General features: G+C 36.2%; 16 protein-coding genes. 5 read left to right on the plus strand and 11 right to left on the minus strand.

Annotated features, from left to right (window positions below; all coding sequences use genetic code 11):
• Positions 1–384 precede the first annotated feature (384 nt).
• The 4 genes from AC3HD6_RS10390 to AC3HD6_RS10405 form a co-directional block, all read right to left on the minus strand.
• Positions 385–888 (minus strand): TlpA family protein disulfide reductase, encoded by a 504-nt coding sequence (locus AC3HD6_RS10390; RefSeq protein ID WP_488896274.1) that lies wholly within the window; start codon positions 886–888, stop codon positions 385–387.
• Between the two features lies 1 nt (position 889).
• Complete coding sequence (locus tag AC3HD6_RS10395; RefSeq protein WP_488896275.1) at positions 890–1,318, minus strand: rhodanese-like domain-containing protein; 429 nt, start codon at positions 1,316–1,318, stop codon at positions 890–892.
• A gap of 83 nt (positions 1,319–1,401) precedes the next feature.
• The gene (locus AC3HD6_RS10400) at positions 1,402–1,677 is read right to left on the minus strand and encodes a hypothetical protein (RefSeq protein ID WP_488896276.1); all 276 of its coding nucleotides are present in this window, start codon (positions 1,675–1,677) and stop codon (positions 1,402–1,404) included.
• Between the two features lie 130 nt (positions 1,678–1,807).
• A complete protein-coding gene (locus tag AC3HD6_RS10405) occupies positions 1,808–3,181 on the minus strand; it encodes an aldehyde dehydrogenase family protein (protein ID WP_488896277.1) in 1,374 nt (457 codons plus the stop codon).
• A gap of 160 nt (positions 3,182–3,341) precedes the next feature.
• On the opposite strand from AC3HD6_RS10405, the gene AC3HD6_RS10410 reads away from it, so the two are divergent.
• Complete coding sequence (locus AC3HD6_RS10410) at positions 3,342–5,021, plus strand: FAD-binding dehydrogenase (RefSeq protein WP_488896278.1); 1,680 nt, start codon at positions 3,342–3,344, stop codon at positions 5,019–5,021.
• Between the two features lie 9 nt (positions 5,022–5,030).
• Complete coding sequence (locus tag AC3HD6_RS10415) at positions 5,031–5,834, plus strand: SDR family oxidoreductase (RefSeq protein WP_488896279.1); 804 nt, start codon at positions 5,031–5,033, stop codon at positions 5,832–5,834.
• Positions 5,835–6,061: 227 nt separating this feature from the next.
• On the opposite strand, the gene AC3HD6_RS10420 is transcribed toward AC3HD6_RS10415, so the two are convergent.
• The 7 genes from AC3HD6_RS10420 to AC3HD6_RS10450 form a co-directional block, all read right to left on the minus strand.
• Positions 6,062–6,862: a phosphatase PAP2 family protein gene (locus AC3HD6_RS10420; protein ID WP_488896280.1), complete on the minus strand. Its 801-nt coding sequence runs from the start codon at positions 6,860–6,862 to the stop codon at positions 6,062–6,064.
• A gap of 20 nt (positions 6,863–6,882) precedes the next feature.
• Positions 6,883–9,300, minus strand: coding sequence for a TonB-dependent receptor domain-containing protein (locus tag AC3HD6_RS10425; protein ID WP_488896281.1), 2,418 nt, complete (start codon positions 9,298–9,300; stop codon positions 6,883–6,885).
• Positions 9,301–9,348: 48 nt separating this feature from the next.
• A complete protein-coding gene (locus tag AC3HD6_RS10430; protein WP_488896282.1) occupies positions 9,349–10,095 on the minus strand; it encodes a COG4705 family protein in 747 nt (248 codons plus the stop codon).
• 345 nt (positions 10,096–10,440) lie between these two features.
• Complete coding sequence (locus AC3HD6_RS10435) at positions 10,441–11,475, minus strand: sulfite exporter TauE/SafE family protein (RefSeq protein WP_488896283.1); 1,035 nt, start codon at positions 11,473–11,475, stop codon at positions 10,441–10,443.
• Positions 11,476–11,569: 94 nt separating this feature from the next.
• A complete protein-coding gene (gene porY / locus AC3HD6_RS10440) occupies positions 11,570–12,865 on the minus strand; it encodes a PorY family sensor histidine kinase (RefSeq protein ID WP_488896284.1) in 1,296 nt (431 codons plus the stop codon).
• Positions 12,866–13,052: 187 nt separating this feature from the next.
• Complete coding sequence (locus AC3HD6_RS10445; RefSeq protein ID WP_488896285.1) at positions 13,053–13,727, minus strand: response regulator transcription factor; 675 nt, start codon at positions 13,725–13,727, stop codon at positions 13,053–13,055.
• A gap of 90 nt (positions 13,728–13,817) precedes the next feature.
• Entirely contained in the window at positions 13,818–14,807 is a 990-nt protein-coding gene (locus tag AC3HD6_RS10450) for an aldo/keto reductase (protein ID WP_488896286.1), read from the minus strand.
• 210 nt (positions 14,808–15,017) lie between these two features.
• Between AC3HD6_RS10450 and AC3HD6_RS10455 the strand changes: the two genes are divergently transcribed.
• From AC3HD6_RS10455 to AC3HD6_RS10465, 3 genes are all read left to right on the plus strand, one after another.
• Entirely contained in the window at positions 15,018–16,292 is a 1,275-nt protein-coding gene (locus tag AC3HD6_RS10455; protein WP_488896287.1) for an NAD(P)/FAD-dependent oxidoreductase, read from the plus strand.
• A gap of 37 nt (positions 16,293–16,329) precedes the next feature.
• Complete coding sequence (locus AC3HD6_RS10460) at positions 16,330–17,331, plus strand: SDR family oxidoreductase (RefSeq protein WP_488896288.1); 1,002 nt, start codon at positions 16,330–16,332, stop codon at positions 17,329–17,331.
• A 218-nt stretch (positions 17,332–17,549) separates the two neighbouring features.
• Entirely contained in the window at positions 17,550–19,397 is a 1,848-nt protein-coding gene (locus tag AC3HD6_RS10465) for a chloride channel protein (protein ID WP_488896289.1), read from the plus strand.
• Positions 19,398–19,486 lie beyond the last annotated feature (89 nt).

Genomic DNA, 19,486 nt, shown 5'->3' on the forward strand with positions numbered 1-19,486 from the left:
CAATGGCTTCTAACAGCCTATGAATTTCTTGATTTTTTTGAAAAAATGAATATTTTTAATTCTATCTAACTTATTTTGTGTCTGACTGTTAATATATTTATCCCTTTGTTGATAGTCATTTATGAACGAATTATTACTTTAAATAAAACAAAAATTAACATTTAAATTATTCCCTTTATTGTGATTTTAATTGATTAAATTCTTATTTTTACGCAGTAATAAAACCTGACTTTAAAAAAAGTGTCAATCAAAATGATTTTCCCTCCATGACTTTCTTATTGACACCAAAGCAACATTCAGCCCCGATTCTAATACACAAGTAACTGTCAAAAACAAAGAAAGAGTGGCACATGACCACTCTTTTTTACCGCTATTCTTTCGATTTTAATTTTGAACTAAATGTTTCTTTAAAAAATCTTCAAGTTCTTTTTCATGAAGGTTTTTGGCGATAATGGTCCCTTCACCGTCGATAATTACATTAAAAGGAAGTTCATCTATTTCATAAGCTTTCGCTACAGGGCTTTTCCAGAATTTTAAATCGCTGATCTGTATCCAGCTGATGCTAAAACGGTCAATTGCTTTCTGCCAGCTCTCTTTGCTTTTATCCAATGAAACTCCCAGGATTTCAAACTTATTACCCCTCACTTGATCCGAGTAGGTTTCATACAGTTTTTTCAATTCAGGCTGTTCCTCTACACACGGAGCACACCAGGTGGCCCAAAAATCAACAAGGACTATTTTCCCTTTTTGGCTTGAAAGAGAAAATAAAGATCCATCTGGTTTTGCCATTGTTATTTCAGGAGCCTTCTTCCCTACCTCAATTTTACTTTGAGCCAATATAAATCCGGAGAACAGGATTAAAAATAATAAAGTACAACTTGTTTTCATATTAATCATTTGTAGGATAGTCTTTATCCAACCAATCGGTTTTAATATTTTTGGGAAGGTTTAAAAGTTGGGCATTTTTAAAGCCCATTTCCATCAATAAATTAAATGCAGGACGTATATTCGGACACTTTACAAAAGGACAGCATCCACAGTAAATTACAATTTCCTTGTTTTTAGGAATATCTTTAAGATAAGCTCTTAATTTTTCCAGATTTTCAGGCTCACGGGTGGGACCGATATCTACAGAACCTTTAATAATAGCTTCTGGCCCTACAGAAATGATTAATAAATCTTTGGTCTTGTGCTTTAAAATTCTGGAGGCTAACAATGCCGGATCCATTAGCTGACTTTCTTTCCATGGATCTTGTGTTTGCTGTGCCTGACCAAAAATGGAGCAGACAAAACATACCATAATGAACAAATACTTCATGCTTCTATTTTTCACAAATATATAAATGATTTGTTGATTTTTAAAAGGTTTCAGCAGGATGTTTCCTTATAATCATTAGTGTTTCAGAGCGTTTTATTCTTTTTCGGAGTGACATGAATGACATTGGCAGCTCCCGCTTCAATCATCAGCCGGCTTCCAGAGCCTCTCTCCTGCTCCCGGCCATGAATAGCAGAGCCGGTTGTTAAGGTTAGTTTTCCTTGAAATACAGGATGTGGCGGGATCAGTGATATTTCAATTTCCTCCTCTTCAAGCTGTATAATAATGGATGCGGCATCAATGCTGTGGCGGGTTCCATCTTTGGCAACTGCAAATGTTTGATATTGTTTCACTTCACTCATGTTTTAATTTCTTTTAAACAAAAATATAAAAATCCCAACACGGTAATATATTGGGATTATAATGATTTTCTAATAGAACTTAAACCCAGGTTAAAAAATTACAATTCTGGATTAGAAACTCTTAGAATGTTTAGCTAAATACACTTAAATTTTTTGCAATATCTTTCCCTGCATATGGAGGGAAAACATCCAGTTCCAGATCTGGATTTCCAACAAGCATTGCCTTAGTATTGCTTAATGCATCAAATCCTGCTTTCCCATAATATTTTCCCATTCCAGAATAGCCAACACCACCAAATGGCAGGCTATCTATCCAACAATGCAAATTGGTTTGGTTGATACATCCGCCTCCAAATGAGACGGAATTAAGAAAATAATCAATATGGTTCTGGTTTTTACTAAAAATATAAGCTGCAAGAGATTTTGGTTTTCGCTTAATGATATTCGTGATCTCTTTCAAATCAGAATAAACCATTACTGGTAAAACGGGGCCAAAAACCTCTTGCTGTAATGCCGGATCATCCCAGGTGCTGGGATACAAAACAGTGGGTTCCACATACCTTTGGGAAACATCATAACGCCCTCCGATAACTACCTTTTCAGGAATGATGTAAGAAGCTACGCGCTCAGTATCATGCTCGCTGATCATTCTGGCCAGATCAGGACTTTCCTGAGGATTTTCTCCATACATCTTTCGGATAGAAGCCTTCAGTTTTTCAATAAACACATCAGCAATACTTTCATGAACATAGACATATCCCGGAGCAATACACCATTGCCCTGATATGGCATTGTGTCCCCAGGCGATCCTGTCTGCTGCAATATCAAGATTGGCTGTTTCATCAACCAAAGTAGGATTTTGACCTCCCAGTTCAAGAATGACCGGAGTCAGATTTTCTGCGGCAGCACGCATAACTACTTTTCCTACATTGGAGCTTCCTGTAAAGAAGATAAAATCAAAAGGGAGTTTTAATAACTCTGTAATTTCTTCCCTTCCTCCGGTAATAATTGTTACTGCTTCAGGTTCAAAGTATTGAGGAATAGTCTCCTGAAATAATTGAGCTACGCTAGGTGTGGTATTGGCAGGTTTTAAGATAACGGTATTCCCTGCAGCTAATGCAGCAATAGCTGGGTCAAGCAAAAGCAATACAGGAGCATTGAATGGACCTATAACCAAAGTAACGCCGTAGGGTTCTTTATAGACAACACCACTGTTTCCTGTAGCTTCTAGCCCTTTGGGGATTTCTACCGTTTGCGGGGCCATTAGCTGTTTAAGATTTTCTTTATAGTACTTTATTACTCCAAGTGGTACGGTGATTTCAAATAATTGCTCGAAGGGAGGTTTTCTAAAGTCTTTTTCAAGTGCTTTACAAAATGCATCCTGATTTTCTGTAAGAAATTTTTCCATTCTGTTCAGTTGATCCATACGCCATTCATAGCTTTTAGTATTGTCACTGAAGAAAAATTCTCTTTGGGTATCGAAAAGATTTTGATAATTGTTCATAATTTTTGTTTTTTGATGTTGATACAAAATTATATAAGCATACATTACCGCGTATGGTGTATTTTTCGGAAGTTATCAGAAGTATTTAATAGATTGCCTGTTTAAATACAAATATTTTATACATTTATATCAAGTATTGTGAATCAAAAAACACCTTATCATGGACGAAACATTCCAGCCGGATGCAATTATTATAGGAACCGGATTGGCAGGACTTACTGCTGCCATGGAAATCACGAATGCCGGAAAAAAAGTACTGCTTCTAGATCAGGAAACTGAGCAGAATATCGGTGGCCAGGCTTTTTGGTCATTTGGCGGGCTTTTCCTTATCAATTCACCTCAGCAACGAAGAATGGGAATTAAAGATTCTTATGAATTGGCTTTACAGGACTGGAAAGGGACTGCAGGTTTTGATCGTAACGAAGATTATTGGCCCCGTAAATGGGCGGAAGCTTATCTAAAATTTGCTGCCGGTGAAAAATACGAATACATTTCTAAGCTTGGGATTAAGTTGATGTTCATGGTAGGCTGGGCAGAACGTGGTGACGGATCATCCACCGGACACGGAAATTCTGTCCCCCGTTTTCATGTAAGCTGGGGAACAGGAACAGGTGTTGTAAAACCTTTCGTAGAAAAAGCATATAAAGCGAAAGAAAAAGGCCTCTTACAGATGAAGTTTCGTCATAGAGTTACAGAACTGATTGTGAAAGAAGGAAGAATAACCGGTCTGAAGGGCGATATTCTGGAAAATGATGACCAGGAAAGAGGCGTGGCTACCAATAGAAATATCATTTCTCAATTTGAATATGCTGCTCCTCATATTATTATTGCATCAGGCGGAATAGGAGCTAATCATGAACTGGTAAGGAAAAACTGGCCCGAAAGACTGGGAACACCTCCGGAAAATATGGTGTGTGGAGTTCCGGCTTATGTAGACGGTAAAATGATTGGCATTGCCGAAAATGCAGGAGCCAATATCATCAACCGGGACAGAATGTGGCATTATACAGAAGGGTTACAAAACTGGAATCCCATCTGGCCAAAGCATGGAATCAGGATACTTCCCGGTCCTTCTTCCCTATGGTTTGATGCTAAAGGAAAACGCCTTCCGGCTCCTTTCCTTCCGGGGTTTGATACTTTAGGGACATTGAAATACATTCAGGACACAGGATATTCTTATTCCTGGTTTATCTTGACACAGAAAATTATCAAAAAAGAATTTGCACTATCCGGTTCAGAACAGAATCCGGATATTACCAATAAGGATTACGCACTATTTTTGAAAAGAATTTTTGGTAAAAAAGCTCCCGGACCTGTAGAAGCCTTTAAAGAACATGGAAGCGACTTCATTGTATCCAACAATCTGAAAGATCTGGTGGAAAGAATGAACCAGCTGGCAGGCAATCATCTTCTTAGTTATGAAAAAATAAAAAACCAGATTGAAGCAAGAGACAGAGAGCTGGACAATACGTTTTCAAAAGATACTCAGGTTAATTATATCAGAAGTACCAGAAGTTATTTAGGGGACAAACTTGGGCGGGTTGCTGCTCCACATAAGATCCTATCTCCTGAAAATGGCCCTTTGATTGCTGTTCGGCTTAATATTTTGACCAGAAAGACATTGGGTGGTATAAAAACCAATTTGAACGGACAGGTGCTAAGAGAGGATGACAGCATTATTGAAGGACTTTATGCCGCAGGTGAAGTGTCTGGTTTTGGCGGCGGTGGAATGCATGGCTATAGGGCTTTGGAAGGAACATTTCTTGGAGGATGTCTTTTTTCAGGAATGAAAGCAGGAAAGTATATTGCCGGATTGAAACAGGGTCATTCAAATGGATAAAAACGCAGAATGAATAATTATTATAACAATAAAGTAGTATGGATTACAGGAGCCTCATCCGGAATTGGTGAAGCTTTAGTAAAAGAATTAGTAGAAAACAGCAATGCAAAAGTGATTCTTTCCTCCAGAAACGAAGAACAGCTATATCAAGTGGCAGAAAGCGCAGGACTAACTGTGAATCAATATGCTGTGATTCCTTTGGATCTTAATAACTACAAAGATATGCCTGAAATAGCAGCTAAAGCAGTTGCAGCCTTTGGAAAAATAGATATTCTGATTAACAATGCAGGGTTATCCCAACGTTCTCTGGCTATCGAAACGGATATCGAAGTAGATAAACGCTTAATGGATGTAGATTTTATAGGAACAGTAGCTTTAACAAAGGCCATACTTCCCTATATGCTTCAAAATAAGAGCGGACAGATTGTTGTGGTTTCAAGTCTTATGGGAATTTTTGGAGCTCCGATGCGCAGTGGCTATGCTGCAGCAAAACATGCTCTTCACGGCTTCTTTGATGCCTTGCGTGCAGAATTATATGCTCAAAATATTTCAATAACCATTATCTGTCCGGGATTTATACAGACCAATATTTCCATTCATGCAGTAACCGGTGACGGCTCTACACAAGGAACGATGGATGATGCCACCAATAACGGTATGTCTGTAAATGTCTTCGCAAAAAAAATGCTGAATGCCATTGAAAAAAAGAAAAATCAAAAAGCCATCGGCGGCAAAGAAGTATTGGGTGTTTACCTGAAAAGGTTCTTCCCTGCCCTTCTGGCAAAAGTAATCCGAAAGGCAAAAGTAGTGTAGAAAAAAATATTTACCCTGGTAAACCTTTGCCTTTACCTTTTACTCTACAACTCCAATCAGTAAAATGTACCCGTTTAAAGTCATATGTCTACTTGTTTTGAAAATAGGACCCAGCATATTTGTATCATAAAATAATCACAGTATTCATCATTAATAAAGGCAAAGCTTATTAAGGGTTAAAAACTAAAAACTTTCAGCTGCAAAAAGGCTGATTCTGAAAAATAGATTCAGAAATTTTTAACTAATCCTATTCCCACTATTTTATTCTGATAAAAAGGCATTACCATCGTGGAACTGGCTAAGTTTTTAGCTTTGTTTTTTCCACGCAGCAAATTATCGATTCTTGGAAAAAGCCAGTAGGCCAATTCTGTAGATAGAATTCCGAAACCTGCTCCTGCAACAACATCTCCCAGCCAATGTTTATCATTCAGCATTCGGTACACTCCCGTAAAAATTGCAAACGGATATCCGGAAAGACTGAGCCAGAAATTGGTATCCTTATATTCTCTGAACATAAACTGAGCAGAAGAAAAGGCTGCCGCAGAATGCCCGGAAGGAAAAGAAAGGGTATTCGACTGATCAGGCCTCTCCTCTTTGACAAGATATTTTAAAGGCATGGTAAATGCAGCAGAAATCAGCTGTGAAGAAACATAGATAATCGTCCGGTCTCTCAGATTATGTTTACCTTTTATTCCTATAGCATTTAGTCCGTATACCATTACTGCAGGAGCATATTGGGTATAGTTATCAAGGTTCATTCGTGTCGGTTGATGTTCATTGATCTCTGTACGCGTAGAAAAATTAAGTTGTTTAAGCTTGTCTGATGTTAAACCCAATACACCATAACTAATGAATGCTGTGGGAATAATTAAGCTTTTATAATTCAGTTTATTGGCCTGAATACTAGATAAAGTATCTTGTTTAGGTTCATTAACCATAATAGTATCATTATTCTGAGCATTCATTTTGCTGATCACTGAAGTGAAAACCAAAAGATAGATCAGTAAATTTTGGAGGGATCTTTTCATTTTATGTAGATCGGTTTATATTAGAACTTATAATTGTATCCCAGTCTTACTACCTGGGTTTCATAATAATCATTGCTGGTATAGGCAAAACCCATCCCCTGAATATTTTTCTTAATAACCATTGTATTGAGGAGGTCGGATGCATTTAAGAAAAGTTCTCCTTTTCCTTTCTGAATGGCTTTTTTCAATCCAATATCCATCGTAAACCTTGCTTTTATTTTTCCTTGAGGAATCACATCCGGAGCCAGATAAACTGCTGTAGCCTGAAGATTCAGACCTTTTGAAAAACGGAAGATATTATTCAGCTTTATATTTCCGGAAACAGCGGTCTGCCTGTCTGCAGAAAATGTATTAGGCTCAGGATATAAATTTTGGACTGTAAATGCATTGATCTGGTTGCGATAAATATTTCCATTGATATTGAATGAATATGCATCAGAAACCTTTTGATTCCAGATGGCTTCTAATCCTGTATTATAACTTTTGTCTGCATTTTGGAAAATGGCATAGATAAGATTACTACCTGGGACAATACTGGAGATCCTGGTAATGGTTCCGTTAGCAAAGCGATGATATAGGGCAGAATAGAAATATCCGTTATCCCAATTATATTTATATCCCAATTCAATGGAATTCGTAAACTGTGGTCTTAATGCCGGATTTCCAACCTTAATGATTTCGGCATCATCATATTTTGGAAATATTCTGATATCTACTTCATTCGGACGGTCTACCCTTCTGTTGTAAAACACTGAAAATTTGTTATGATCATTAAGCTTATAAGCTAATCTAAAATTGGGAAATGGCTGGGTGTAATTATATCCATCACTTTTATAAGTGGGATGATTAGGGTTCACTTCGTAATTGATTCTTACGTACTCCAGCCTTAGCCCAAGCTCTGCTTCCCATTTTTCATTCTCAAAAATATAGTTTCCATATACGGCAGGAATAAACTCTTTATAGTCTGCTTTACCCCCGGCAGATACATCCAGTACTGAATTAGCTCCGGGAATAAAGTTCATATTGGTAGGAATACTTCTGCTTCTTAGCTTAATACCTGTTTCAATTCTGCCATATTTTAAAGGTTTGATATAATCCATGTTAAAATCATACACCTGCTCATCTGATAAGAGCTTAAAAGCATCAGTTCCGGTAGAAGCCGGTAGATAATTATCATAGAAGTATTTTTCATCTTCTCTGTGAAAGGTATAATTGAATCCAACATTTAATACATGCCCTGCTTCTTTAAACTTATGCTGATAAGAGGCACTTCCCATTACGGTTGTTTTCAGTTCATCTTCCAGAAACTGCCACAGACGAAGACGCTGAGACAGGTCTCCGTTAAAGAATGGCTGATCTCCACGGTCAATAATTTTTTCACTTCCATACATTCCTGAAACCGTTAACGTATTGTGTTCATCAATATTCCAATCTAACCCTGCTTTTGTAGTAAAGAAATTGGTATTTCTGTTTCTTTTTAGTTGAGAATTGATCACCGTTCCGTTATCATAAGTACGGGTTACAAATTCATTTTTATTGAGGGTTTCTGTGTATAAATTATCGGCTTGTAGAAACAGATTGACCTTATTTTTTCCATAGTTAAGGGAAAGAGACGGATTAATTTTAGGAGTCAATGTATATTGAGGTCGGATGGTTGGTAAGTTCTCTTTTCTTACCCACAATGAACCCAGGCCTGTTGTAAAGCCTACTTTTCCGTTCCAGCCATTCTGTTTATTTTTCTTCATAATGATATTGATGATTCCGGCATTACCGTTGGCATCATATTTTGAAGAAGGATTGTTGATGATCTCAATTTTATCAATAGCTGAAGACGGAATATTATCAAGTCCCGTCTGGCTTCCAAATCCCGTAAGAGCGGTTTGTTTACCATCAATAAGAACAGTTACCTTATCATTTCCTCTCAATTGTACTTTTCCATCCTGTACAGTAATGCCAGGAAGATTCTGCATACTTTGCAATATGGAACCTCCACTTTGGCTGATATTATCCGCTACAGAATACGTTTTTTTATCAAGCTTGTTATCAAGTTCATTTTTTTTAGAAGCAGAGAGAATAACTTCTTCGATTTTTGTTTCCTGTTCTTGTTTTCGGTTCAATTCAATAGGAGGAATTTCCAGAAATTCAGAAAGGCTTCCTATAAAAAGAGATTGTTTATGTATATTATATCCTGCGATGGAAACCTCCAGTAAATAATGATCTGGTTTCACTCCGCTAATAGAAAATCTTCCCTCTTCATTAGCAATCGTTCCGGCAATAAATGCGGTATCCTTTTCCTTTTTTAAAATAATATTGGAGTAAGGAAGTACTTTCTTATCCTTGGTCATTACTTTTCCAGATAAAGTTACTGAAGCTACTTGTGCTGTAACCAGAGAAGAAATGGCAACAGTTGGAAAAAGTAAAAGTTTCGATCTGTTCATTATAGTTTGTTCTTTAATTGCTTATTATCTAGCGTTTGGAATTCAATTTTAAAGCGTTTGTTTGTTACTATGTTTTCGTTGTGAAATAAAAATCATCACTATCATTAAAGCAAGAGATGCCAATGAGGCATTAATGGTTCCAAGATCAAGGCCTCCTTTTGCAAGAGGTTTAGTCAAAAAGTCTCCAAAAGTAGCTCCAAAGGGCCTGGTAAATACAAAGGCGATCCAAAAAAGAACCACATGGTTGATCTTTGTAAAATAATGAAGCAGTACAACAATCAGAATGATCATTGCGGTTATAAATGCTCCGGTTATGTATCCTAATCCTAAATTATCACTCAGAAAATCTCCAAATGCAGTTCCAAGGCTATTGGAGAATAAAATGGCTATCCAGTAATAGAATTCTTTATTTCTTTCAAAAATGGGATATACTTCAAGATTACCATACTTCTTATACCATAGAAAAAGTGAAATTAAGAGGCTGGAAAGAAGAATCAGACTTCCAGTTAAATATCCTGCTTTCAACGTTCTGTCGATAAAATCAGAAACTTCTGTCCCCAGTGTGGTTGTTCCGATGATTACCAGCCAGTACACTGCCGGAATGTATTTTTTCACACTGAGTTGTATAGATAGTATAAGGATAAAAAAGAATAAGGTAATGAGAATTCCCTTGGTGTAACCCAAATTCAGGGTCATGGAAATAAAATCACCAAGAGTTTCTCCTAAGGTGGTCGCTACAATTTTCATAAGCCAGAAAAGTATAGTGACTGCTGCTACTTTATTTACGGTTCTCATTATATCTATTTTTTTATTAGGATAAGCTTCAAAAGGCTAAGTTTTGTACACTCTTCTATTTTCTTGTTAAGACACATTTAATTGTTTTAAGACTCTTGAAAGCAAAAAAACACTTTTGTTTTTTGCCAGGAATGCACGAATGATTTTTATCTATGTGCCTATGTGGTTATATTTTTTTAACCACATAGATTACATAGTTTTTAGAACTATACATTATTGATTGTATTTTATGGTAGATAAAAACGATATTGATTTTCTTATAAATATCTGCGCCATCAGCAAAATCTGTCAGAGAATCCATCATATCACGAATGATAAAATCATGCGTCATTGTATTCTATATTACTAAGCTTTATATTTTGTCAACACATTATCCTTATAACAATAAAATTCATGAGAAGTCTTTTTCCCTAATACATATACTTTCTCAATACGAACTTCATCATAATATTCTACAAGGGTATGATACTTTTCTTTCAGATGTCCGGACAGTTCGTCAGGTTGTACACTTTTTTCTATTTCTATTTCTCCTTGAGTTTTATATTCCATAACCAGACGGGTGTTTTTCCAGGACATGGTATATACCTTTTTATGGGCAGTAGATGAAGAATTGATTTCAATATGATCCTGCTGAACAATTTTTCCCGAAGTGCTTGTGAATAAAGTGATTCCAGATAGTACCATTGCTCCGTATCCTATTTTTTTAAATAAATTTTCACTGAGATAAGGAAGAATATATTTTACGGTATACGAAGAGACAATAGCGGCAACAGCAATCTCAATTCCCAGCCAAAGTGCAATATTGGAATATAATCCTAATGAAATATAAATGATAAGTTTAATAAGATGAATAAAAATTTCATTAGCAGCTCGGGTAGCTACAATTTCCTCTTTTTTAAGTCCAAACTTTAGATAAAAGCGGTTGAAAAGCAATCCTACAGCCCCTGTGATTCCCGAAATGAAACCTGCAGAAAAACCAATAAGAGCCAATGCCGATTTTGGGTATTCTTTTCCAGTCTCCTCAATTTTGTTTTTTGAAGCAAAAAGCTGTGGCAGATTGGCAATCAAAAAGAAAGCAACAATCAATTGCAGATAATTGGGATTTACATATTTAATCAGATAAGCACCCAACAATACAGCCGGAATAGAAAACGGCACAAACCAAAGAAATATTTTCCAGTTGATATGCTGCTTAAATACGACAATACGGGAGGCTGAACTTGTAAACGTTCCAATCGTTAAAGTAAAAGGAACTAATGAGCTAGGAAGCAAAAGATTCAGGATCGGAATCAGAATAAGACTTGCGCCACCTCCACAGATAGCACTTATCCAGAATGCAAGAATGGTTCCTGCGAATAAAAGGGCAATTTTTAAAATCATTTCTAAATAAAATTTACACTTCAGTACGTATATATTTTCAGTACAAAGATGTCAACCGATTTAGAATTAATTTTGAATTTTTAGGTTTTAAATGTTAAGAAAATGATAAACCGACAGAAAAAATATGATAGCCATTTTCAAATCTGTAGCTGATCGTCCAGTGATGAAATTTGCAGATTTCCTGTACGATAGACAGCCCAAGTCCGCTTCCATTACTATCCGCTGATAATTTTGAAAATCTTTTAAATAATAATGTTTCATCCAATGATTGAACTCCTGAATTGGAAACTTCAAAAACAGAACTTGTTAATCGTATAGAAATCGTTCCATTAGGATTGGTATGTCGGATAGCATTAATGATAAGATTATTAATCATACCCTCTGTAAGACTGCTGTTGCCATTTACCTTAACATCAGATACTATATTTTTTTCCAGGGATATATTTTTCTGGTCGAAATGTTCCTCGAGAATATCAATGCTTTGAGTGAGGATCTGGTCAAATAAAATACTTTCAGAATTATCAAACTGATGATTGTCTATTTTGGCAAGTAGTAATAAGTTCTTGTTGATACGGGAACTTCTGGTAAGTGCTTTATTCATATCCTCAACAATGCGGTACTGTTTTTCAGTAAGATCCTGATCCTGCAGCAAAAGATCCAGTTTGTTTTTAATAATAGCAAGCGGGGTTTGTAACTCATGAGAAGCATTTTCCGTAAACTCTTTTTGAGTTTTATAGACAGAGATATTACGTTCTATTAGTTTTTGAACCGATTGATTTAGTTCCTGAAACTCTGTAATGTCAGAAGTTGGAAATTCTATTTTACTTTGACTGTTAAGATTAAAAGTTTTTAGTTGGTTAAGAGTTCTTCTAAAAGGTTCCCAGACAGAGGCAGAAAATTTTCTGTTCAGGTAAAGAAGACCTATCAAAATTACCACAAAGAAGAATACCGTAATCATTGCAATGACACCAATTGTCTCATGAGATTCTTCAATATTGGTTTCTACTGTAAACAAATAAGGTTTATCATGGATATACACTACCTTTTTTAGGCATCGATAACGTTCTTTCTTTTGCTCAGAGATAAATGGCAGATGTTTTTCTGTAATATAAACACTGTCTTTCTTTATTTGATCTTTGGTGATTCTTTCAACATCAGTTTCTGGTTGAATATGGTTCCAAAGATCGATGCTCTGTTCCAGTTTTTCATCGGAAAGCTGTAAATGATTGAATTTATAAGCCGTTTTCTCTACAATAATCTGATTATGTTCATCCAATTCATCCTGCCAGATAGTATCCACTACAAAATAATATACAGGAATATTTATCATCAGAACAATAAGTACATAGATGATAAAAGGTTTGGTGGTTTTACTAAGTAAAGGTTTCAAATTATAAAGTTCAAGGTTTAAAGTGTAGTGGCTAAGTGGGTATAAGGGTATTGTTACTCTTTGCAATTTAGTATTTTATTGGTTGTGACCATATAGATTAAAAGTTTGAAAGTATTTCATCATTTTTTATTTCTAGCATACCTAGAATTTATTTTTTAGATTACAAACCACAAATCCCACAAACCATTTAAGCTTCCCATTTATATCCTGTTCCATAGACCGTTTTAAGATAATGCTCACAGCCTGCGTCATACAACTTCTTTTTAAGATTTTTCACATGGGCATAAACAAAATCATGGTTATCAAGCATATCAGCAAAGTCACCGGAGAGATGTTCTGCAAGCGTACTTCTAGAGATGACTTTATTTTTATTTCCTATAAAATAGATTAAGAGATCAAATTCTTTTTTGGTTAAAGAAATAATTTCATCATTTACTGCTACTGTTTTTGCCAGCAGGTCAATCTGAAGTTCATTTTGCTTTACAACATTGGAACTGCTGAACTGTTTTCTACGGATAATGGAATAGACTCTTGCCATCAGTTCAGAAAGGTGAAAAGGCTTAGTAAGATAATCATCCGCTCCCAATTTTAAACCTTCAATCTTGTCATCCAGCGCATTTTTGGCAGATATGATAATAACTCCGTCCTGTTTATTTTGCTTCTTTAATTCCTCTAGAATTTTCAGCCCATTTCCATCAGGAAGCATAATGTCCAATAAGATACAGTCGTACTCGAACATATCTATTTTGGTCATGGCTTCACTGAAGGTTTCCGCATTTTCACAGAGATAATTTTCCAAAGATAAATATTCGGAAATGCTTTTGGCAAGTTCTTTTTCGTCTTCAACAATTAGAATTTTCATGTGATAAATCTAGGATTAAATTTTGAAGAAATTTTGAATTTCAAACAAAATAAGCCTGAGAATATATTGACTGAAAAACAAATTCATGTTCTATTGAGGAACCTCTGCCTTTTCATAAATCAATCCTTCTGCTTTCAATTCCTGCCAAAAACCAAGAGGAATCTGGGTATGCAGTGCTTCCAGGTTGCTTTGTACCTGTGAAGATTTACTGGCACCGGGAATAATGGACGCAAAAACTTCTGAAGCAAGTACGAAATGAAGAGCCGCATCAACAATACTAATTTTATATTTCTCTGCAATGGCCATTATTCTTGCCCGTTTTTGCTCCATCCCTTTTGGAATCACATCTGTATAATTATACCGTTCACGTCCTGTAATATATCCGGAATTGTATCCTGCTCCAGAAACCAGTTTTACCCCTGCTTTTTTTACTGACGGAAGAAGTCTGTCCACGGCATCTTCATGTTCCAATATAGAGTATTGGGTAGCAGAAAGACAAATATCAGGGTCTGCAGATTCAATACAGTCTAGAATAGGCTCAATTTTATTGACTCCCATCCCCCACGCCTTGATAACTCCCTGATCCCTCAATTCGGAAAGAGTTTTAAAAGCTCCTTCTCTAGCCTGTTTCAGAAAATAAGGATAGCGGTCACCTACCTGATCTTCAGACAGGTCATGAATATAAACAATATCGATATGGCTCAATCCGGTTCTTTGCAGACTCTCTTCAATAGATTTTTTTACAGCATCTGCAGTATAATTATGTTCGAAATCAAAGTTTAGAGGATTTTTCCACATGGTAGGCGGAACTTCAGATTCTGGAACCTGATGAAAGAGTCTTCCTACTTTTGTGGAAAATACAAATTCATTATGATCCTGATTTTTAAGAAAATCTCCAAATCTTCTTTCACTTTTGGTGAGCCCATACCAGGGAGATGTATCATAATACCTAATTCCTGAATTCCAGGCGGTTTGAAGGATATCATGAGCCTCTTCATCCGTTATATTTTCAAAAGCTGTACCTATAGCAACTCCTCCTATTCCTAACCTGTGTTTGTCTGTTAAAACTTGAGTTTTCATATCAAAATATTTTATGGTGTTATATATACCGATGCAAACATCATGCAGACCTCAAAAGAAAAAATGAGTTATATCATTGAAACCCTTTCTGTTGTTTGCTGTACGTAGAGATATTGGGGTTTCTTATATTATGTTAAATATTTTGTGTTTTGAAGCCTTTGGTCTTGTTCTTGAATGAATTATACTACACCATTTCAATATCCACTTAATATGAAAAAGCATGTTCTAATCGTAGGAGGAGGGTTTGCAGGTATTAATCTTATCAAATCCCTTAGGAGCGACAACAGATTCAAAATTACCCTGGTTGATAAAAATAATTATCACTTCTTTCCACCATTGATTTATCAGGTGGCAACCTCTTTTATAGAAGCCTCCAATATCAGTTATCCTTTCCGGAAACTGTTTTCCAATAATAGAAATGTAAAATTCCATATGGGGAGTCTGATCAGGATCAATGCTAACGAAAAAACCATAGAAACAGATACAGGAACTTTGGCTTATGATTATCTGGTTCTGTCTTTAGGCACGGAGTCTAATTTCTTCGGAATGGAAAATGTGAGAAAACATGCCCTTCCGATGAAGAATATAGAAGAGGCGCTCTATCTGAGAAACCATATCTTATTAACCCTTGAAGAAGCAGCCCGGAATAAAGATATAAAACAAGCTGAAAAGCTTCAGAATATCGTTATTGCCGGTGGTGGTCCTACAGGCGTTGAACTTGCAGGAATGCTGGCTGAAATGGGAAAATACATTGCCCAGAAAGAGTATCCGGAAATTAAATTAGGTCTTTCTCATCTCTATCTGGTAGATGCCCTTCCATCTCTCCTTTCCCCTATGAGCGATATGGCCAAGGAAACTGCTTATAAAAAACTCAAAGAGCTGGGAGTGAAAATTATTCTTAATGTAGCTGTGAAGGATTATGTAGATTGTAAAGTTATTTTAAGTGATGGTAAAACAATTGAAACAGAAACCCTGATTTGGACATCCGGAGTGATCGGTCGTGAAGTTGCAGGACTGCCCGAAAAAAGCATCGGTAAAGGAAGAAGAATATTGGTAGATGCTTACAATAAAGTAAATGAAATGGAAAATGTCTATGCATTAGGAGATATCTGCCTTATGCTTTCTGAAGAAAAATATCCTAACGGGCATCCTCAGCTTGCCCAGGTAGCCATCCAGCAGGGGAAAAATCTTGCAGAAAACTTTAAGAGGATAGAAGATGAAAAAGTATTGAAATCTTTCCAATATAATGATAAAGGAAGTATGGCCATTATTTCAAAATATAATGCTGTAGTGGATCTTCCGAAGCATTCTTTCAAAGGATTTATAGCTTGGCTTACCTGGCTTTTTATCCATATTATTCCTTTGGTTGGATTTAAAAATAAGCTTCAGCTGGCTTTTGACTGGTTCCGTTTATTTATAACAAATAATCCCTCTATCAGACTGATTTTGTATCCCAAAAGAAATACAGATAATGGTTCTTCCTGAATCCAGATAAAAATGAATCACACTTAAATATATTGATATGAAAAATAGTAGAAAACCTCCATTTTTTGGAGAAACAGTTGTCATTACCGGAGCATCAAGCGGAATTGGAAAGGCCACAGCAGAAGCCTTCGCCGAACAGGGAGCTGATCTTGTTCTTGCAGCCCGTAATGAAGAAGCTTTGAAAGAAACAGCAGAAATATGCAGAAGTCTGGGAGCTACTGTTATTGCTGTTCCTACTGATGTTTCTGTAGCGGAAGAAGTAGCCCATCTTGTGAATGAAGCCATTCAGTTCAGTGGTAAAATTGACTATTGGGTGAATAATGCAGGAGTACTTGCATTTGGTAAATTTGAAGAAATTCCAGTAGAGGTTACCGATCAGATTGTTAAAACAAATCTTTTAGGATATATGCATGCTGCTCATGCGGTACTTCCCGTTTTTAAACGACAGAAAAAAGGAGTATTACTTAATAATATTTCAATTGGCGGATGGATGCCAGCCCCTTATGGAACAGCTTATACTGCTTCAAAATACGGTATCCGGGGAATGACTGAAACATTGCAGGGAGAAGTATCAGATTTTCCGGATATCCACATTTGTGCATTGTATCCCGGCTTCCAGAAATCTTCAGGAATAGAACATGCCGCTAATTATTCAGGAATCAAACTCAGTACTCCTCCTCCATCATTTGACCCAAGAAAACTGGCCACCTCTATTGTAAAAACAGCAAAAAATCCTACTGAAGCATCTTATCCCGACTGGTCAGCAGTGGCTTTTAAAAGTATCTATGAAATCTTTCCCGGTGTTGTCCGGTATGTTTCTTCAGCAGCGATGCGAATGGTGATGAAGAAAGCCAATAAAGATGAAAAATCAAAAGGAAATGTATTAGAACCCTCAAAAGGAAATATGGGAATTGATGGAAAATCACTGTTCACTATTTCTGCAAAACCATTTATATGGACTGCCGCCGGAATTTTAGGAATAGCAGCTGCCAAATTTTTGTTTTCAGGAATGTCAAGAAAAATAAATGAAGCTCAATAATACCATATAAATTAGCTGTAATAAGGGATGTGAAAATCAATATTACAGCTGATTTTACTAGATTAAGTGAGTATTTTAAGATATTCTGAATAGAAAACAAGAAACTTTTCCTGATCTTAGAAAAGTTTTTAAAACGTGTTTTGGGTAAGTTTCTCTAAGATATTTCATAAATTTACACAGCAGTTTCAAATTGAGATCCGCATTAAAATTCTTCCCAGGTGAAAATTCACAACAAAAAAAAGTACCTAAGCTTTCTAAAATTTAAAAGAGATTTCCAGAAATATGGACTGGAAAAAGCCCGCAGCTATGAGCTTATTCTGCATTGGCTGAACAACAGACTGAGCCGGAACCAATTCCTAGTGCTCTCCGGAATTCTTGTAGGATGTACAGCCGGATTGGCCGGAGTAATCCTGAAAACATTAGTCCATAACATCCACTATTTCATTACCAATAAAGTTCATTTTGAATATCAGATTTTGTTCTATATTGTTTTTCCGTTTTTAGGAATTGTTCTGACGACTTTAATTGTATTAACACTATTTAAAGGTCAGGATCGAAAAGGAATTGGAGCCATTCTCTATGAAATTGCACAAAATTCAAGTATTGTAGCTTCTGTAAAAATGTATTCTCAGGTAATCCAGAGTGCAGTTACCGTTGGATTAGGAGGTTCTGCAGGACTGGAAAGCCCCATTGCTGTTACCGGAGCGGCCATAGGATCCAATTTTGCCCAGACCTACAGGCTTAATTATAAAGAACGTACCTTATTACTGGCAGCAGGAGCCACTGCCGGGATTGCTTCAGCATTCAATGCTCCTATTGCCGGAATCATGTTTGCTTTTGAAATTCTGTTGACAGGAGTGGTTTTTACAGACTTTATTCCATTAGTGGTTGCTGCAGTTTGCGGAAGCCTTTTGTCAAGAATTTTACTTCAGGAAGACGTGTTATTCAGGTTTTATACAAGAGAGGCCTTCAATTATAAAAATCTACCTTATTACCTTATTTTAGGTATTGTAACCGGATTATACGCCAGGTATTTTGTCATCATTTCCCAAAAAGTGGAACACTTTATAAAAGGGCTTCAGCTTTCAAAAATGAGAAAAGCAATGTTTGGAGGAGCTGTTCTTTCTTTACTGTGTGTGCTTTTCCCTCCTTTATTTGGAGAAGGATATGACACAGTGAAAGCATTTACCAATGGAAATACCCATTCAATTATCGAAAATAGTTTTTTCAGATATTTTGAAATTGGTGACTGGACAATTATTGTGTTTTTGGTGCTGGTATTATTGTTAAAAACATTTGCTACCTCTTTTACCATATTCAGTGGTGGAAACGGAGGTAATTTTGCCCCTTCTCTTTTTGCGGGTGGGACATTGGGTTATTTATTTGCATTGGTTTGCCAGCATATTGGGTTTACAGATGTTCCGGTTACCAATCTTGTGCTGGTAGGAATGGCTGGAGCCATGAGTGGAGTAATGTATGCTCCGCTTACCGCAATATTTCTGATTGCAGAATCCAGCTTTGGATATGATCTTTTTATTCCATTAATGATTGTTGCCATTATGTCTTATCTTATTGCCAAATGGTTCTCTCCTATTTCTCCGGAATTAAAGTCCCTTGCTGATGAAGGAAAGATATTTACCAATAAACATGATAAAAATATCCTTTTTGCCTTAAGAACGGATGATTTTATTGATAAATATTCTCAGACAATTCAGGAAACAGCCTCTATCACAGAGCTTTTTGAGCTGGTAAAAAATGGAGATAAAAATATTTTTGCTATCGTAGACGAAACCAAGGCATTAAAAGGTGTTTTGACACTGGATGATATCAGACCTTATCTTTTTAATAAAGAAATTGATACTGCCCAAACGGTTGCTCAGATCATGAAAGCTCCACCAGCAATAGTTCGTCCTGAAAATAAACCTCTTCAAATTCTTCAGATCTTTGATGATTCTGGAGTCTGGAACCTGCCTGTGGTGAGTGAAAACAATGTTTTTATTGGATTTATTTCCAAATCTTCTATTTTAATGAGCTATAGACAGCTATTGAAAGAATATTCTGATTAATAAGAATTGAACTTATTTGTCAAATCTGTGGTTTGACGTCCCTTCAAGCGAAATTTCAAATCTTTAATTATGATATTTTTCAAAATTTT

The organism is Chryseobacterium sp. II3a, assembly GCF_057815135.1.

Bases quoted from the DNA above. Each gene is read 5' to 3' on its own strand.
- AC3HD6_RS10390 (WP_488896274.1), bottom strand. From the start codon at position 888: ATGAAAACAAGTTGTACTTTATTATTTTTAATCCTGTTCTCCGGATTT.
- AC3HD6_RS10445 (WP_488896285.1), bottom strand. From the start codon at position 13,727: ATGAAAATTCTAATTGTTGAAGACGAAAAAGAACTTGCCAAAAGCATT.
- AC3HD6_RS10455 (WP_488896287.1), top strand. From the start codon at position 15,018: ATGAAAAAGCATGTTCTAATCGTAGGAGGAGGGTTTGCAGGTATTAAT.
- AC3HD6_RS10420 (WP_488896280.1), bottom strand. From the start codon at position 6,862: ATGAAAAGATCCCTCCAAAATTTACTGATCTATCTTTTGGTTTTCACT.
- AC3HD6_RS10400 (WP_488896276.1), bottom strand. From the start codon at position 1,677: ATGAGTGAAGTGAAACAATATCAAACATTTGCAGTTGCCAAAGATGGA.
- AC3HD6_RS10395 (WP_488896275.1), bottom strand. From the start codon at position 1,318: ATGAAGTATTTGTTCATTATGGTATGTTTTGTCTGCTCCATTTTTGGT.
- AC3HD6_RS10450 (WP_488896286.1), bottom strand. From the start codon at position 14,807: ATGAAAACTCAAGTTTTAACAGACAAACACAGGTTAGGAATAGGAGGA.
- AC3HD6_RS10460 (WP_488896288.1), top strand. From the start codon at position 16,330: ATGAAAAATAGTAGAAAACCTCCATTTTTTGGAGAAACAGTTGTCATT.
- AC3HD6_RS10435 (WP_488896283.1), bottom strand. From the start codon at position 11,475: ATGATTTTAAAAATTGCCCTTTTATTCGCAGGAACCATTCTTGCATTC.
- AC3HD6_RS10425 (WP_488896281.1), bottom strand. From the start codon at position 9,300: ATGAACAGATCGAAACTTTTACTTTTTCCAACTGTTGCCATTTCTTCT.
- AC3HD6_RS10430 (WP_488896282.1), bottom strand. From the start codon at position 10,095: ATGAGAACCGTAAATAAAGTAGCAGCAGTCACTATACTTTTCTGGCTT.
- AC3HD6_RS10410 (WP_488896278.1), top strand. From the start codon at position 3,342: ATGGACGAAACATTCCAGCCGGATGCAATTATTATAGGAACCGGATTG.
- AC3HD6_RS10415 (WP_488896279.1), top strand. From the start codon at position 5,031: ATGAATAATTATTATAACAATAAAGTAGTATGGATTACAGGAGCCTCA.
- AC3HD6_RS10405 (WP_488896277.1), bottom strand. From the start codon at position 3,181: ATGAACAATTATCAAAATCTTTTCGATACCCAAAGAGAATTTTTCTTC.